The sequence below is a fragment of the Prevotella sp. C0209C1 genome, assembly GCF_056583855.1.
On the sequence record NZ_JBWPJP010000026.1, the window covers coordinates 21,043 to 35,460 of the forward strand.

Here is a 14,418-nt window from a genome sequence, read left to right on the forward strand (position 1 = left end):
AATGAAGTTTATATCATGGAATGTCAACGGGCTTCGTGCTTGTGTTGGCAAGAATTTTAAGGAAGAATTTTTGGCATTAGATGCCGATTTCTTTTGTTTACAAGAAACTAAAATGCAGGAAGGGCAGCTTGATTTGTCTTTCCCGGGTTATGAATCTTATTGGAATTATGCTGACAAGAAGGGATATTCTGGTACAGCTATTTTTACTAAACATACCCCATTGTCTGTATCAAGAGGTATTGGTATAGAGGAGCATGATCATGAGGGTAGGGTTATAACTTTAGAAATGGCAGATTTTTATCTGGTTACTGTTTATACTCCTAATTCTCAAGATCAGCTTAAACGTTTACCTTATCGTATGCAATGGGAAACTGACTTTCAGTCATATCTACATAGTTTAGACAAGCATAAGCCTGTTATTGTTTGTGGCGACATGAATGTAGCACATGAAGAGATAGATCTAAAGAACCCTAAGAGTAATCATTTCAATGCAGGATTTTCAGATGAAGAGCGCGAAAAGATGACCACTCTTCTAAGCAATGGCTTTACTGATACTTTTCGTTTCCTTTACCCCGAGCAGGTTACTTACTCATGGTGGTCATATCGTTTTAAGGCACGAGAAAAGAACATAGGGTGGCGTATAGATTATTTTCTCATCTCAGATCGTTTGCGCGAGAGCCTTGAAGAGGCTAAGATTCATACAGAAATACTTGGTAGCGACCATTGTCCTGTAGAGATTATTTTAAAGTAAAAGGGGCTTTATAACAGGATCTATGAAGGTGCAAGCGAAAGTACTTTTGTTAATGATAGTATCTTTAGTAGTTATTTTTTGCTATGCTTTGATACCTAAAGATATAGTTTTAGGTACCTTTCTACTAAAGAAGCTGCATCTTCCTATGCCCTTTTCTAATGTTATATCTAAGCCCATAGAGGTAAATAAGCATAAGCAGTATGTATATAGACATCAGAGAATACTCTTCTTTGGCGATTCTATGGTAGAGGGTTTATCACGTCGCTTTGGTGATTATTGCGGAGAGAGTGGTCATATTCTTTATAGTATTATATGGTATAGTTCCACTACAGAGCGATGGGCAAAGAGCAATGTGATAGAACATTTTATTAAAAAGTACAGACCTACATATCTTATAATATGTATAGGAAGTAACGAGCTTTTTGTAAACGACCTTGAAGAGCGAAGACAGTATATAGCTCAGATATTAAAAAAGGTGGGAAATCTACCTCTGGTATGGATAAGTCCTAACGACTGGAATGGAGATACAGGCATTGTCGATTTGATAAAAAATTATTCTGGCAAGGGGTTTTTCTATGATAGTCGTCCGTTAAAGCTTTATCGCGGTAGCGATCATTATCACCCTACATGGGAATCGGCAGCTTATTGGATGGACGAAGTAGCCAAATTTCTTAATAGTAAAAAGTGTTCGGCTCAACTTTTTTTAAACGTTCCTAAAGGACATCATAAGCCAACTAAAACAAAAACGCTATCTCCATCATTTGAAAATTTTTAAGAATGAGTGTATGTATATATGATATAGCCTGTAAGAAGATTTAAAGATATTAATGTCTTAATAAGTGTGATACCTGCTTTTTATTGTCAATTTATTAAGTAAGCAGTGATGAATATAAACGATGAAAAGGTAAAATAATATGATAACAACACAATGGCAGTCGCTCCTTGATACAGCAGATTGGTCGCTGTGTACGATACCTTTCATGGTGTTGTTTATCTTTTTTATGGTTATCTTTGTTTTTTTATCTAAACAAAGCTACATCGTACAAAAGCTATGGGTAATAGCTTTTAATATTCTCTTTGCTATATTAGTAGGTAAGTGGGCAGTGTTGTTATTGTTATTAAACACCTTTTTGTCATGGTTTCTTACAAAGAAGATGGATAATATTAAAGGCACACATACAAAGAAATGGGCGTTGGCAATTATCATTTTTATAGAGATTCTTCCTCTTTTCTTCTTAAAATATGCTGGCTTTACTCTCGATATCATACATAATATTATTTCTACTAATATTTCCTTTAAAGCTTTCTTGCTTCCTGTAGGTATTTCTTTTTATACGTTTCAAGCTGTTAGCTATACCATAGATGTGTATCGTAAGCGTATAGATAGCAAGTGTTCGCTATTTAATTATACTTTTTATCTAACATTTTTCCCTTTGCTTATTGCCGGACCAATAACGCGTGCTAAAGATTTTCTTCCACAGCTTTACTCCTATAGAAAAGTTAGCTCTACTATGGTTTATCGTGGCTTGTGGCTTATTCTTTGTGGAATAGTTAAGAAGTGTGTCATTGCCGACTATCTATCCCAGTATAACAACTTTGTTTTTGCAGATCCGTTAGCCTATACTGGTTTTGAGAATCTTATAGCTGTAATAGGTTTCTCATTACAGATATATTATGATTTTGCAGGATATAGTGATCTTGCCATAGGCATTGCTGCCATAATGGGATTTCATATAAAGGATAATTTTTACTTCCCTTACCAAAGTGTTAACCTTACAGAGTTTTGGCATCGTTGGCATATATCTCTTTCTACATGGTTTCGCGATTATCTTTATATACCGTTAGGAGGAAATCGTCATGGAGCCATACGCACTTACTATAATGTTTTTATAGTAATGGTTATAGCTGGGTTATGGCATGGAGCTTCATGGATGTTTGCTATATGGGGGGTAATGCACGGTGTAGGATTAGTTCTTCACAAGCTGTTTTATAATATTGCTCTGAAAAAAGTTAGAGATACTGTCTTTGTGCATAGCCTTAGTTGGCTTGTTACTTTTTCTTATATCACAGTGGCATGGATATTTTTTCGTGCTCAAGACATGAGTGTAGTAACAGATATGTTATTACAGATATTTCACCATTTCGATATATCTTCAGCTAAATCTTTTATATATTTTCGCCCTCTTTGGACTTTTGTTTTTATTGTGGCTGTTAATTTTCTATATCTTAAAGCAGAGGATTATAATTGGCTTCAGGCATATTTTGTACGATTACACTGGGTGATAAAACTTGTATTATTTATTATTGTACTTCAGTTAGTCATTAATATGAGCCAAGATAGTGTGCAGCCTTTTATATATATGAAATATTGACGCTCTATTTATAAGAAATAGTGCAGTGTGTGGCTGTATCCCTTTTTGTTGTAGTATATGGCTCATGGTAGAAGAGAGAAGATAAAATATGAGAAAATATGAGCTGCATTATAATGTAGAACACTGTTTTTTAGAAATAGAAAACTAATGGTTTTAGAGAATAAAGAAAATCTGTTGCTTGCAAAAATAGATTATTTTTGCATCAAAATTAATTTATTTTTGTATTAAAAATAGATTAAAATAATAAGTTAAACATACTGTTTTGCCCTGTAAAAGGCTGCCATTATATATCATAAAAATATTCTTTTTATATGAATATGTCCTTATATGCGTATTAATAATATGTTTGCAATGAATTAATATAAAGATTGGAAAATATTTTTCCTTGTGTTCGATAACAATGTTAAAACCTATCGTTTGTTATAATTTTATTTGGATATATAATTGATTTATTTTATATTTGCAATATGTTTTTCAAGTGATTTTGACTTTCTTTTAAAATCACGCTGAGGTTGGTAGCGTCCTGCACCAACCTCTTTTTTTGTGTGTTTTATAAATATAATTATTGCCTATCTATAAAAAAACTTTTTGTATTTTTGCTTCTAAATATGTAATATATGAGAAAGATAGCTTGTTTACTTCTTTTTATAGGTTGTTTAGCGTTATATTCTTGTGAAAAACCTATTATAGAAGAAGATGATATAAAAAACGAAGAGCCTGCAGAGCCTAAGCCTCCTACAAATAATGTTCCGCCCCAAAAAGGTAAAGGAGGCTCGTCTAATAACGGTAATGGTACAGGCAAGTCGCCTAACAACGGTGAAGGTACGGGTAAAGGGGGCTCGTCAGAACATTATGATATGGAGCACCCTATGAGTGTATCTAAATTTCTTACTATTGTGCCGAATAACGAAAAAATGTATGTGGTAGGATATATAATAGGTGCTTTTAAGAGAAATCTAAAAGATGTAGAATGGAACGCTCCTTTTACTTCTGGTTTATATATATTATTGGCTGATAATAAAGACGAAAGAGATCTTAGCAAAGTTATGGTTCTATGCTTAAGTAAAGTTTCTAATAAGAATAAATATAATTTGAAGAAGCATTCAGATAATATAGGTCGTAAATTGTTGTTATTTGGTGAGAAGCAAGCCTTTTCGGGTGTTATTGGCATGAAGGATTATGTTGGTATATGTGCGTTTTGGGAAGAGATATAATAGCAAACAAGAAGCAAAATGCTTATAGCTAAGTATTTACTTCTTGTTTTTAGGATTCTTTTATATAAGTTTTTGCTTTTATAATGCTTTTAGCGATTTGATAGTAGAATAAGGATTTTTACTTCCAAAAATATAGCTACCACTAACAAGAATATCAGTCCCTGCATCTATTAGTAAAGGTGCAGTTTCTCCATTTACCCCTCCATCTACCTCGATAAGGGTATTGCAATGTTCGTTTTCTATAAGAGCTTTGAGCTTTCGTACCTTCTTTAGAGAACTTTTTATAAACGATTGTCCTCCAAATCCTGGGTTGACGCTCATAATCTGTACTATGTCAATGTCTCCTATAATATCTTCTAATACATTTACAGGGGTAGAAGGGTTTAAGGTTACTCCTGCTTTCATGCCCGTAGCTTTTATGGCTTGTAAAGTTCTGTGTAGATGTACGCAAGCCTCGTAGTGGATATTCATAATAGCAGCACCACAATCTAAAGTTTGTTGAATATAGTTTTCGGGGTGTTTTATCATTAGGTGTACGTCCATAGGCTTTTTTAAAACCTTGCTTACTGCTTTCATAACAGGAAATCCAAACGAGATATTAGGCACAAAGCTACCGTCCATTACGTCCATATGAAGCCAATCGGCATCGCTACTATTAATCATCTCTATGTCTTTAGAGAGATGAAGGAAATCGGCAGATAGTAATGAGGGTGAAACAATAACTGACATAATTATAATTAAAAGAGATAATTTGTTTCAGCAGAAAGTTCTTTTAAAAGATAGTCTGCTATGAAAATAATATTATTTTATCGTTGTATTTTTGAATAAATTCTTTTTGTATATATACTTTTATAAAAGTATTTACCATAATGGAAATCAAAGTTACATAATATTTTTATATTGAGCAATATATTTTATGGAATAATGCTTTTATATTGTTTCACGTTGTAAATCATTTAAAAAAATAAATACTTAACCAAATAAAATTATTATCTTTGTGTTATGAACAATATTTTAGATGAAATAGTAAAAGCTAAACGTATAGAGCTTGAGCAGTGGAAGCGTTTCTTGCCTATTAAGCAGCTGTATGCTTATGTAGATAAGAATAATGAATACCTGTTTGAAGGCTCTTCTCTTGGCGAGGCTTTACGAGGTTCTTCTACAGGTGTTATTGCAGAGTTTAAGCGGCATAGCCCTTTGCACGGCTGGATAAATGATGCGGCAAGAGCGGGAAAGACTGCTTTTAGTTATCAAAAGGGAGGAGCCTCTGCTATAAGCATAGTTACTGATAGGCAGTTTTTTGGTGGATATGACGAGCATATTCAAGAGGCTCGGCAGAGCGGTGTAACATGCCCTATTTTGTATAATAATATTGTTATAGACGATTATCAGCTTCTTCAAGCTAAATATTGTGGTGCATCAGCAGTATTGCTTATGGCTTCTTGTATTAGCAAAGAAGAGTGTAAGCACCTCATAGAGTCGGCTCATTACTTGGGTTTAGAGGTTTTGCTTACAATCAATTCAGAAAAGGAATTAGATTATCTTTCTTTTCAGCCAGATATTGTAGGTGTGAATAATAGGAGTATAACAACTTTCCATGCCGACGTGCATAACTCTTTTCATTTAGCACCTTGTTTACCTAAAGATAAGGTGTTAGTGAGTATGGGCGGCATTAGTAGTGTTCAAATGGTGAAGGAACTTCGTAAAGAAGGTTTTAAAGGCTTTATAATAGGTGAAGTTTTTATGAAAGAGAAAGCTCCGGGTGATGCGTTATGTAAATTTATTAAAGACTTAAAAGAGTAGCTTATGATGTTTAGTAAATTATTTAATAAGGACAGCAATGTTTTTATACCTAAAAAGATAAAAGTTTGTGGTATGTGTGATGCACAAAACATAAGTGATGCTATTTTTGCAGGTGCAAATATTATAGGTTTAAGTTTTTGTCCAAATAGTGTGAGGTATGTTAAGCAGCTGTCTACAAAGACCGGTATTATGCCTGATATATCCTCTTTAGATTGTAACAAAAAAGTTAATTTAGCACAAATAATAAAGGATAAAGAAATAGAGCTTTGTGGAGTGTTTGCTGATGATATGCCACAAACAATAGTTAGCAGAGTAGTAAATTTCAATTTGGACATCGTTCAGCTCTCAGGCTCTGAAAGTCCTGTTATGATAGATAACTTTCGTCGTACGATATGTACTGATATACGTCCAAACATTAAAATAATAAAAACCATAAGAGTGGCTTCAAGATCCGATTTTAAGCAATGTGCAGATTATGAAGGGCATGTTGATTATTTCCTTTTTGATGCTAAAAGTAATAAGGCAGATGATGATAAAAAGCGTTTTTCTTGGAATTTGCTAAAGTCATATAATGGTAGTACACCTTTCTTTCTTAGTGGCTCTATAGGTGAGCATGATGTAAAGGCGATACATTCTTTAAAACATTCTTTGTGTATAGGTATTAATGTTAATAGCCAGTTTGAGACGGCTCCAGCTTTAAAGGATATAGTTAAGTTGCGAGGATTTATAAATAAGCTTTGTAGGTTGGAGTAGTTTTTTTGGTTTTTTATTAAGAGTGGTGTTGTCTTGTGATAGGTTGTGCTTTTGTTTTCATTGTAGATTATGGTAGATCTTTCAAGTTCTTCAACAGAGGTTATTGCTAATGATGGTTTTCCTTGGTATGCTATTCGTCTTTTTACTAAGTCGTTGCAAGATGTTAAAGCATACTTTGAGTCGTTTGGTTACGAGTGTTTTGTACCAATGGAATATGTTGAAATAATGAAGCCAGAGGGTGGAGTGGGGCATATTCTTAAGCCTGTTATACGTAATTTTTTGTTTGTTAAGCAAACAATGGATAACTATACTTTTAAGAAGTCGGTTTTAAATGCTAAGTTTAAGATAAGTGTTATTCGTAAGATAGATGATAATAGTCAGTTTGCTCTCATTCCTTCTAAGCAGATGTACGACTTTCGTTTAATGTGTAATCCTGAGATAACGCTTCGTAAATTTCTAACAGAAAAGGAGGCACAGCTAAAGGTAGGTAATAAGGTTTTTGTGAAATATGGTCCTATGAAAGGCATGACAGGAAGGTTAGTAAGGTCGAATAAGAAATATTATCTTCTTAAAGAAGTGCCGGGAATGGGAGTAATGTTAAAGGTATCTCGCTGGTGTTGTGTTGCTATTGAAGGGGTAGAATAGATTAAAAGGAAGTGGAATAAACATCATCTTCTTTCTTTAAAAAATCTAAGCATAAGCTCTTTACATTCATTTTCCATAATTCCACCTATAATATTTGCTTTAGGGTGTAAGGCCTTAGGTGCATACGTATGATATCCGCGCTTATCGTCTATACAGCCAAAGACTATGCGTTTTATCTGCGACCACCCTAAAGCACCGGCGCACATAGTGCATGGCTCTACAGTAACATAAAGGGTACAACCCTCAAGATATTTACCCCCCAACTCATTAGCAGCAATAGTAATGGCTTGCATCTCAGCATGAGCGGTAACATCGTGTAATCTTTCAGTAAGATTGTGTGCACGTGCTATTATTCTATCTTTACATACAATGATAGCTCCTATGGGGATCTCTTTTTCTTTATATGCCTGCTTAGCTTCTTCTAAAGCAAATTGCATATAGTAGAGGTCTTTTTTTATATCTTCTTCAGCACTCATATATTTGCAAAAATACAAGTTTTATTTTGAATATACATTAAAAAAACATATCTTTGTAACATAAAAAAAAGATTAAACAGTTTTGGCTTATCATAATGATTTAGGAATGTGGGGAGAAAACACTGCTGCCGATTATCTGCAACAGCAGGGTTATACCATACTTTATCGAAACTGGCGTTGTGGTCATCGTGATATAGATATAATAGCAGCGATGGGAGATGTCTTAGTAATGGTAGAGGTGAAAACACGTCGTAATGAGGATTTTACCGACGCAAGTGCTGCCGTTAATGCGTCTAAGATAAAGTCTTTGTCCGTAGCTGCTAATGCTTTTATAAAAAAGTATGGAGGAGGCTATGATGTAAGGTTTGATGTTGTAACTGTAGTAGGCACTCCTGAGGAGGAACCGCAGATAAATCATATAACAGACGCTTTCTTACCTTTTATATAAATATGAAGAATTAGAAATGGAATTGTTTAAAAATATCAAGAATATATTCTCTGCAAAGCAGAAAGTGCCAGCCGATTATAAGATAGTGAGTCTACATTCGGTAGATAGTACTAATACATATTTACGTACTTACTTGCCCGAAGAAGGTGAAAAGATAACACTTGTTGTGGCAGATTATCAAACAGCAGGGCGTGGTCAAGGGCTTAATAAGTGGGAAAGCGAAGCAGGAAAGAACTTGCTTTTTTCTGTATTGGTACACCCATCACGTGTTCCTCTTCGGCAACAGTTTCTTTTAGCAGAAGCAGGAGCTTTAGCATTGAAAGAGGTTATTAATAAATATGTTCCAGAAAACATTTCTCTTAAATGGCCTAATGATATTTATTGGAAAGATTATAAGCTGAGCGGCACATTAATAGAAACCAAGATTGTAAGCGGACATATTAAGGATTTTATATTCGGAGTAGGGCTAAATGTTAATCAAACTCATTTCTCGTCAGATATACCTAATCCTATATCGTTAGCACAGATTATAGGGCACGATATAGATAAGGCACATCTTTTAAAGGAAATCTTACAATCTTTTCAGCGATATTTTGCATATATTGAGGGTGGGGAGTATGATGGTATTAGTGGCTTGTATCATGAAAGCCTTTACCACTCTAAAGGTTTTCATTGGTATAGAGATGCTCAAGGTAAATTTGAAGGAGCTATAGTAGAAGTGGAAGATGACGGGCATCTTATAATGCGAACACGTGAAGGTGTTGTTAAGTCGTATTTATTTAAAGAAATAGAGTTTGTTTTATAAAAAAAAGAATTATAATAAAAGAAGATATATGGCAAGGTTTAAACGTATTTTATTAAAGCTCTCAGGTGAAAGCTTGATGGGGAAACAGGGGTATGGCATTGATCCTGAAAGGTTAAATGACTATGCTCAACAGATAAAAGAAGTGCATGATATGGGTGTTCAGATAGGAATAGTAATAGGTGGAGGCAATATCTTTAGAGGGCTAAGTGGCAGTCAGAAAGGCTTTGATCGTGTGAAAGGAGACCAGATGGGTATGTGTGCTACTGTAATCAATTCGCTTGCGCTTAGCTCTGCACTTGAGGCTATTGGCACAAAGGCTAAAGTATTTACTGCTATTCGTATGGAGCCTATAGGAGAGTTTTATAGTAAGTGGAAAGCTATAGAGGCTATGGAGCATGGCGCTGTAGCAATAATGTCTGCAGGAACAGGCAATCCTTATTTTACAACAGATACAGGGTCGAGCCTTCGAGGCATAGAGATAGAGGCAGATGTAATGCTTAAAGGAACTCGTGTAGATGGTATTTATACTGCTGATCCGGAAAAAGAGCCTACGGCAACGAAGTTCTCTGAAATAACTTATGATGATATTTATAAAAAAGGACTTAAAGTAATGGATCTTACAGCCACTACTATGTGTAAAGAAAACAATCTACCTATTTATGTTTTTAATATGGACGTCTTAGGTAATCTCAGAAAGGTTATACTGGGAGAAGATATTGGCACTTTGGTGCATAACTAAATTATGTTTATAAACTAATAATTATTTTATATAATAAAGAAGATTATAATAAAAACAATTATAGAGCTATAGATAGATGAAAATAGGACTTTTTAAATATTTTAAAATTGATAATAATATAAAAGATTAAGGGAAAAGCATTTTTCCTTTAATCTTTTCGTTTTTATTAACAGTTCTGTTTCGGACAATCTTATCATTCTTTTTGTATATTTGTAATGCAAACGATTATTTTCCAATAATATGAAGATAACTAAAATTTTATTATTTTTTATACTACTATTTGTTTCTACTTTTACTTTCGCTCAAGGGCAGCCAGTGCATTTTAGTGTTCAGCAGAAAAAAGTATCTCCAACAGAGCTGCATATTATGTTTAAAGGCATTATTAATGATGGATGGCATGTTTATTCTACTGACTTACCTGCAGGTGGCCCAATATCTACCAGCTTAACAATAGAGAAGGCTATAGGTGTAAAGCCTATAGGCAAACTTATAGCAAAGGGAAGAGAAATAAATTTAAATGATCCTGTGTTCTCAATGAAGCTACGTTATTTTGAGAAACAAGTTACTTTTATTCAGAAGTATAAGATAACAGGCAAGGTTTATAATATCAAAGGTTATTTAGAGTATGGCTCGTGTAATGATGAGTCGTGTATGCCTCCTACTGATGTTGAGTTCGATTTTAAGGGTAATGGCCCTGCAACTTTACCTGATAAAGAAGAGGCTATAGAAACAGAACTTACAAAGAAAGAAGATACCCAAACGGCTACTATAGATAATGTAGGTTTGCAATCTTTAGAAAAAAAAGATAGCAGTTTCACCCCTGAAGCTATTTCCGATTCTGCAAAGGCGCTTATAGTAGCACCAGCACAACCAATGTCTGTAGAGAAACAATGGTGGACTCCTGTTATAAAAGAGCTTAAGTCTTTTAATCAAATACCAGAGGATCAAAGTCAGTCGCTTTGGTATATTTTTGTAATGGGTGTTGTTGGGGGATTAGTAGCATTGCTCACTCCATGTGTTTGGCCTATTATACCAATGACGGTAAGCTTTTTTCTTAAAAGGGCTAAGAATGATCGTAAGAAAGGTATACGCGATGCTATTACTTATGGTATATCTATTATTGTCATCTATATGGGATTGGCTTTATTTATAACAGCTATCTTCGGACCACAACGTCTTAATGCTTTAGCTACCAATGCACCTTTTAATATATTTTTCTTTTTAATGTTAGTGGTGTTTGCGTTTAGCTTCTTTGGGTGGTTTGAGCTGTCATTACCATCATCATGGGGAAATGCGGTGGATAATAAAGCATCTGCTACGACAGGATTGTTATCAATCTTTCTTATGGCTTTTACCCTATCATTAGTAAGTTTCTCATGTACAGCTCCTGTGGTAGGCTTACTTTTAGTACAGGCTGTTACCAGTGGAGATTATATAGCTCCTGCTATAGGTATGCTTGGGTTTGCTTTAGCATTAGCTTTACCCTTCACTCTTTTTGCTTTATTTCCCACATGGCTTAAGCAAGCACCAAAGTCAGGGTCTTGGATGAATATGATAAAGGTAGTATTAGGGTTCGTAGAACTGGCTTTTGCTTTGAAATTCTTCTCTGTAGCCGACCTTGCTTATGGTTGGCATTTGCTTGATCGTGAAGTGTTCTTATCACTTTGGATAGCAATTTTTGGTCTATTGGGATTATATCTTATAGGAGTCTTTAAGTTTCCTCATGATGATTCTGATAAGAAATATATGCCAGTACCTGCTATAATGTTAGGATTGCTCTCTATAGCTTTTACCGTATATATGATACCGGGCTTATGGGGAGCACCGTGTAAGGCTATTAGCGCTTTTGCTCCTCCTATCAATACGCAGGACTTTAATTTAGCTCCTAAAACAGTACATGCCGCTTATACCGACTATGATGAAGGCATGCGTGCTGCTGCTGCAGCAGGTAAACCTGTATTATTAGACTTTACTGGCTTTGGCTGTGTTAATTGTCGTAAAATGGAATCTTCAGTGTGGAGCGATAATCGTGTGGCAGATAAGCTTATGAAAGATTATGTTCTAATATCTCTTTATGTAGATGATAAAACCCCTTTAAAGGAACCTATTAAGGTAAAACGTTCAGATGGTACAGAACGTACTCTGCACACTGTGGGAGATAAGTGGAGTCATTTAGAAGAAACAAAGTTTGGTTATCTTGCACAGCCTTTCTACGTTCCTTTAGATAATATGGGTAAACCTCTTAATAATAGTTATGCTTTTAAGGAAGATGTTTCGGCTTACTTAGATTTTCTTGATAAAGGATTAGATAATTATACAAAAAAGAAAAACAAATAAAAAGATATGAGATTATTAAAGTTAGTATTAATATTAGTTTTTATAGTAGGATTTACGTCGTTGTCTAAAGCTAAAGGTTATCTACCTGCTAAGATATATATGTTTGGTTTTGCTGCTTCTTTCAATGATTCTACGGTATATTTTACAGATATTCAGGAAGTGAATGCTTATGTAAATAATGATAGAAATCATTTCTTAGTGGGTAGAAGTGCTTATTCTTTCCAATTACGTAATTACTTACAAACATCGAAAAGGTCTTTATATCCCACATGTGTAACAGTGTACGCTACTACAAAAGCAGAGATAAACAAAAAATATTTAGCAATAAAAAAGAAATATTTGCCTATATCTAAAGGTAAGGCAAAGGGTACTAATAGGTATTTTATAGAAACTATTCCTATAAGCGAATTTGCATATTCTATCAGCAAGCCTATAGAGTAAAGATAGTAATAACCTTGTATATAAAAAAGGAAAACCACTTAAAAGATAAAGAAATGAGTATCAATAATTTTTGTATAGCAGAATTGACTGTTCGCATAATTTTTGAGAAAAGTGGGCGTGATGATATGTATTTATTGCCGTCTTTAGAGCCATTTAGAGTAGATAACATTGATGGAGATGCTGTGTTAGAGGTTATTGTTAAAGAAAAGCTGTCTCCGCTTTCAGCTAATCAGCTCCAGCGTATAAGAGATTTTGATACAGGTAATGGTGATATTATAGTAGACCATATAAAAGGGGGCGGTTATCAATTTTCTTTTTTAGATATAGATAATGTTAAATGTTGTCTTTTACATGTAGATAAGACTTTTTCTAAGTGTGTATGTGCTGTAGAAGGTAACAGTGTAAGGCGTGCTTTTGGTTTAAATAATGCGTTAATGCTTTCATATTCTTTGGCAGCAGCATCACATGAAACATTATTAATACATGCGTCTTTAGTGCGTAATAATGGGTATGGATATGCGTTTATAGCAAAGAGTGGGACAGGAAAATCTACACAAGTAAGTATGTGGCTGCGTTATATTCCCGATTGTGATTTGATGAACGATGACAACCCTATAGTGCGAATTATAAATGAAGAGGTATGGATATATGGAAGTCCGTGGAGTGGTAAGACGCCTTGTTATCGTAATGTGAAAGCAAGGCTTGGATCTATTACGCGTATAGCTCGTGATACTTGTAATTGGATAGAGGAGCTTACTCCGATACAAGGTTTTGTTTCTTTATTACCATCGTGTTCTTCTATGAAGTGGGATCATGAGATACATGAATGTATTTGTAATACTATTACGAAAGTAGTAGAGAAGAGTAAGTTATATATTTTGCATTGTTTGCCAAATAAAGAAGCTGCCGAGGTGTGTTATAATGCTATTGCAAAAAAGTAAACGTTGATGAGTAAACAAAATATAGAAAGAGAAGATTTACATATTCCGAATGGCTTGTTTTTCCCAGAGGTAGTTAGACTTTTAAAAGAAGGATATTCTGTAACCATACCTTTAAAAGGATATTCTATGCGGCCTTTCCTTGAAAGTGGTCGGGATAAAGCCATTTTAAAAAAGCCTTCTTCAATATCTGTTGGCGAACCAGTGCTATGTGAAACATTTCCAAAGCATTTTGTTTTACATAGGATAATATCTATACAGGGAGATGATATTACATTGCTTGGCGATGGCAATATTGTTACAGAGACTTGTAAGAGAGAGAATGTTGTAGGTGCAGTGGTAGGATTTTATCGAAAAGGTAGAGAAAGCTTAGATAAAACTACTGGGAGAAAGTGGAAGATATATAGTGCTTTGTGGATGTTTCTTCGTCCAATAAGGCGTTATCTATTAGGTATTTATAGTCATGTATGGATACCTTTGTTTGGAACAATTTAAAAGGCATATAGTAAAAGAAAAGTAACTATGAAAGTAAAGAGCGGATTTAATCTTCGCAACGTATGTGGTGAAGAGCTTATTGTGGCTGAAGGTGAAGAGAATATCGACTTTAGTAATATTATTTGACCTATAGCTCATTTTGCAGGATAGAATCCTCCTTAACTACCGATATACACTGGTGTTCTCAGCAATTCAAACGTT

16 protein-coding genes and 1 pseudogene are annotated in these 14,418 nt (G+C 34.5%); 15 read left to right on the top strand and 2 right to left on the bottom strand.

Annotated elements, in window-relative coordinates:
- The first annotated feature begins 1 nt into the window (after position 1).
- The 4 genes from AC1DCD_RS07660 (at position 2) to AC1DCD_RS07675 (ending at position 4,337) form a co-directional block, all read left to right on the top strand.
- Positions 2–751: an exodeoxyribonuclease III gene (locus AC1DCD_RS07660; protein ID WP_008451189.1), complete on the top strand. Its 750-nt coding sequence runs from the start codon at positions 2–4 to the stop codon at positions 749–751.
- Positions 752–773: 22 nt separating this feature from the next.
- On the top strand, positions 774–1,526 hold the full coding sequence (locus tag AC1DCD_RS07665; protein WP_464640177.1) for an SGNH/GDSL hydrolase family protein: 753 nt from the start codon (positions 774–776) through the stop codon (positions 1,524–1,526).
- 139 nt (positions 1,527–1,665) lie between these two features.
- Complete coding sequence (locus AC1DCD_RS07670; protein ID WP_464640179.1) at positions 1,666–3,123, top strand: MBOAT family O-acyltransferase; 1,458 nt, start codon at positions 1,666–1,668, stop codon at positions 3,121–3,123.
- Between the two features lie 617 nt (positions 3,124–3,740).
- A complete protein-coding gene (locus AC1DCD_RS07675; RefSeq protein WP_464640181.1) occupies positions 3,741–4,337 on the top strand; it encodes a DUF6359 domain-containing protein in 597 nt (198 codons plus the stop codon).
- 78 nt (positions 4,338–4,415) lie between these two features.
- Here the strand turns inward: AC1DCD_RS07675 and rpe are convergent, their stop codons facing one another.
- Positions 4,416–5,066 carry a ribulose-phosphate 3-epimerase gene (gene rpe / locus AC1DCD_RS07680; protein ID WP_464640183.1) on the bottom strand — a complete coding sequence of 217 codons (651 nt, stop codon included), beginning with the start codon at positions 5,064–5,066 and terminating at the stop codon, positions 4,416–4,418.
- Positions 5,067–5,339: 273 nt separating this feature from the next.
- Between rpe and AC1DCD_RS07685 the strand changes: the two genes are divergently transcribed.
- The 3 genes from AC1DCD_RS07685 (at position 5,340) to AC1DCD_RS07695 (ending at position 7,538) form a co-directional block, all read left to right on the top strand.
- Positions 5,340–6,140, top strand: coding sequence for an indole-3-glycerol phosphate synthase TrpC (locus AC1DCD_RS07685; RefSeq protein WP_060933444.1), 801 nt, complete (start codon positions 5,340–5,342; stop codon positions 6,138–6,140).
- A gap of 3 nt (positions 6,141–6,143) precedes the next feature.
- Positions 6,144–6,893, top strand: coding sequence for a phosphoribosylanthranilate isomerase (locus AC1DCD_RS07690; protein WP_464640185.1), 750 nt, complete (start codon positions 6,144–6,146; stop codon positions 6,891–6,893).
- A 69-nt stretch (positions 6,894–6,962) separates the two neighbouring features.
- On the top strand, positions 6,963–7,538 hold the full coding sequence (locus AC1DCD_RS07695; protein WP_464640187.1) for a UpxY family transcription antiterminator: 576 nt from the start codon (positions 6,963–6,965) through the stop codon (positions 7,536–7,538).
- A 23-nt stretch (positions 7,539–7,561) separates the two neighbouring features.
- Here the strand turns inward: AC1DCD_RS07695 and AC1DCD_RS07700 are convergent, their stop codons facing one another.
- Positions 7,562–8,014, bottom strand: a complete 453-nt coding sequence (locus tag AC1DCD_RS07700; RefSeq protein ID WP_464640189.1) for a nucleoside deaminase — start codon at positions 8,012–8,014, stop codon at positions 7,562–7,564.
- A gap of 82 nt (positions 8,015–8,096) precedes the next feature.
- Here AC1DCD_RS07700 and AC1DCD_RS07705 point away from each other — a divergent pair, with 82 nt between their 5' ends.
- The 8 genes and pseudogenes from AC1DCD_RS07705 to AC1DCD_RS07740 all read left to right on the top strand — a co-directional run.
- On the top strand, positions 8,097–8,462 hold the full coding sequence (locus AC1DCD_RS07705) for a YraN family protein (protein ID WP_019035691.1): 366 nt from the start codon (positions 8,097–8,099) through the stop codon (positions 8,460–8,462).
- Between the two features lie 16 nt (positions 8,463–8,478).
- Positions 8,479–9,267, top strand: coding sequence for a biotin--[acetyl-CoA-carboxylase] ligase (locus AC1DCD_RS07710; RefSeq protein ID WP_060933446.1), 789 nt, complete (start codon positions 8,479–8,481; stop codon positions 9,265–9,267).
- A gap of 28 nt (positions 9,268–9,295) precedes the next feature.
- Positions 9,296–10,006: a UMP kinase gene (pyrH, locus tag AC1DCD_RS07715; RefSeq protein ID WP_026302353.1), complete on the top strand. Its 711-nt coding sequence runs from the start codon at positions 9,296–9,298 to the stop codon at positions 10,004–10,006.
- A gap of 240 nt (positions 10,007–10,246) precedes the next feature.
- On the top strand, positions 10,247–12,343 hold the full coding sequence (locus tag AC1DCD_RS07720; RefSeq protein WP_464640192.1) for a protein-disulfide reductase DsbD family protein: 2,097 nt from the start codon (positions 10,247–10,249) through the stop codon (positions 12,341–12,343).
- 6 nt (positions 12,344–12,349) lie between these two features.
- Positions 12,350–12,784, top strand: coding sequence for a hypothetical protein (locus AC1DCD_RS07725; RefSeq protein ID WP_008450176.1), 435 nt, complete (start codon positions 12,350–12,352; stop codon positions 12,782–12,784).
- Between the two features lie 53 nt (positions 12,785–12,837).
- Entirely contained in the window at positions 12,838–13,725 is an 888-nt protein-coding gene (locus AC1DCD_RS07730) for a hypothetical protein (RefSeq protein ID WP_464640194.1), read from the top strand.
- A 6-nt stretch (positions 13,726–13,731) separates the two neighbouring features.
- Positions 13,732–14,217, top strand: a complete 486-nt coding sequence (locus AC1DCD_RS07735; RefSeq protein ID WP_464640196.1) for a peptidase S41 — start codon at positions 13,732–13,734, stop codon at positions 14,215–14,217.
- A 27-nt stretch (positions 14,218–14,244) separates the two neighbouring features.
- A pseudogene (locus AC1DCD_RS07740) lies at positions 14,245–14,340 on the top strand (PqqD family protein); the annotation flags it as partial.
- Positions 14,341–14,418 lie beyond the last annotated feature (78 nt).

Excerpts from the sequence above, each read along its gene's own strand:
- AC1DCD_RS07720 (WP_464640192.1), top strand. The coding sequence starts at position 10,247 with ATGAAGATAACTAAAATTTTATTATTTTTTATACTACTATTTGTTTCT.
- AC1DCD_RS07710 (WP_060933446.1), top strand. The coding sequence starts at position 8,479 with ATGGAATTGTTTAAAAATATCAAGAATATATTCTCTGCAAAGCAGAAA.
- AC1DCD_RS07660 (WP_008451189.1), top strand. The coding sequence starts at position 2 with ATGAAGTTTATATCATGGAATGTCAACGGGCTTCGTGCTTGTGTTGGC.
- rpe (WP_464640183.1), bottom strand. The coding sequence starts at position 5,066 with ATGTCAGTTATTGTTTCACCCTCATTACTATCTGCCGATTTCCTTCAT.
- AC1DCD_RS07730 (WP_464640194.1), top strand. The coding sequence starts at position 12,838 with ATGAGTATCAATAATTTTTGTATAGCAGAATTGACTGTTCGCATAATT.
- AC1DCD_RS07685 (WP_060933444.1), top strand. The coding sequence starts at position 5,340 with ATGAACAATATTTTAGATGAAATAGTAAAAGCTAAACGTATAGAGCTT.
- AC1DCD_RS07670 (WP_464640179.1), top strand. The coding sequence starts at position 1,666 with ATGATAACAACACAATGGCAGTCGCTCCTTGATACAGCAGATTGGTCG.
- AC1DCD_RS07675 (WP_464640181.1), top strand. The coding sequence starts at position 3,741 with ATGAGAAAGATAGCTTGTTTACTTCTTTTTATAGGTTGTTTAGCGTTA.
- AC1DCD_RS07695 (WP_464640187.1), top strand. The coding sequence starts at position 6,963 with ATGGTAGATCTTTCAAGTTCTTCAACAGAGGTTATTGCTAATGATGGT.
- AC1DCD_RS07735 (WP_464640196.1), top strand. The coding sequence starts at position 13,732 with ATGAGTAAACAAAATATAGAAAGAGAAGATTTACATATTCCGAATGGC.
- AC1DCD_RS07690 (WP_464640185.1), top strand. The coding sequence starts at position 6,144 with ATGATGTTTAGTAAATTATTTAATAAGGACAGCAATGTTTTTATACCT.
- AC1DCD_RS07665 (WP_464640177.1), top strand. The coding sequence starts at position 774 with ATGAAGGTGCAAGCGAAAGTACTTTTGTTAATGATAGTATCTTTAGTA.
- AC1DCD_RS07725 (WP_008450176.1), top strand. The coding sequence starts at position 12,350 with ATGAGATTATTAAAGTTAGTATTAATATTAGTTTTTATAGTAGGATTT.
- AC1DCD_RS07700 (WP_464640189.1), bottom strand. The coding sequence starts at position 8,014 with ATGAGTGCTGAAGAAGATATAAAAAAAGACCTCTACTATATGCAATTT.
- pyrH (WP_026302353.1), top strand. The coding sequence starts at position 9,296 with ATGGCAAGGTTTAAACGTATTTTATTAAAGCTCTCAGGTGAAAGCTTG.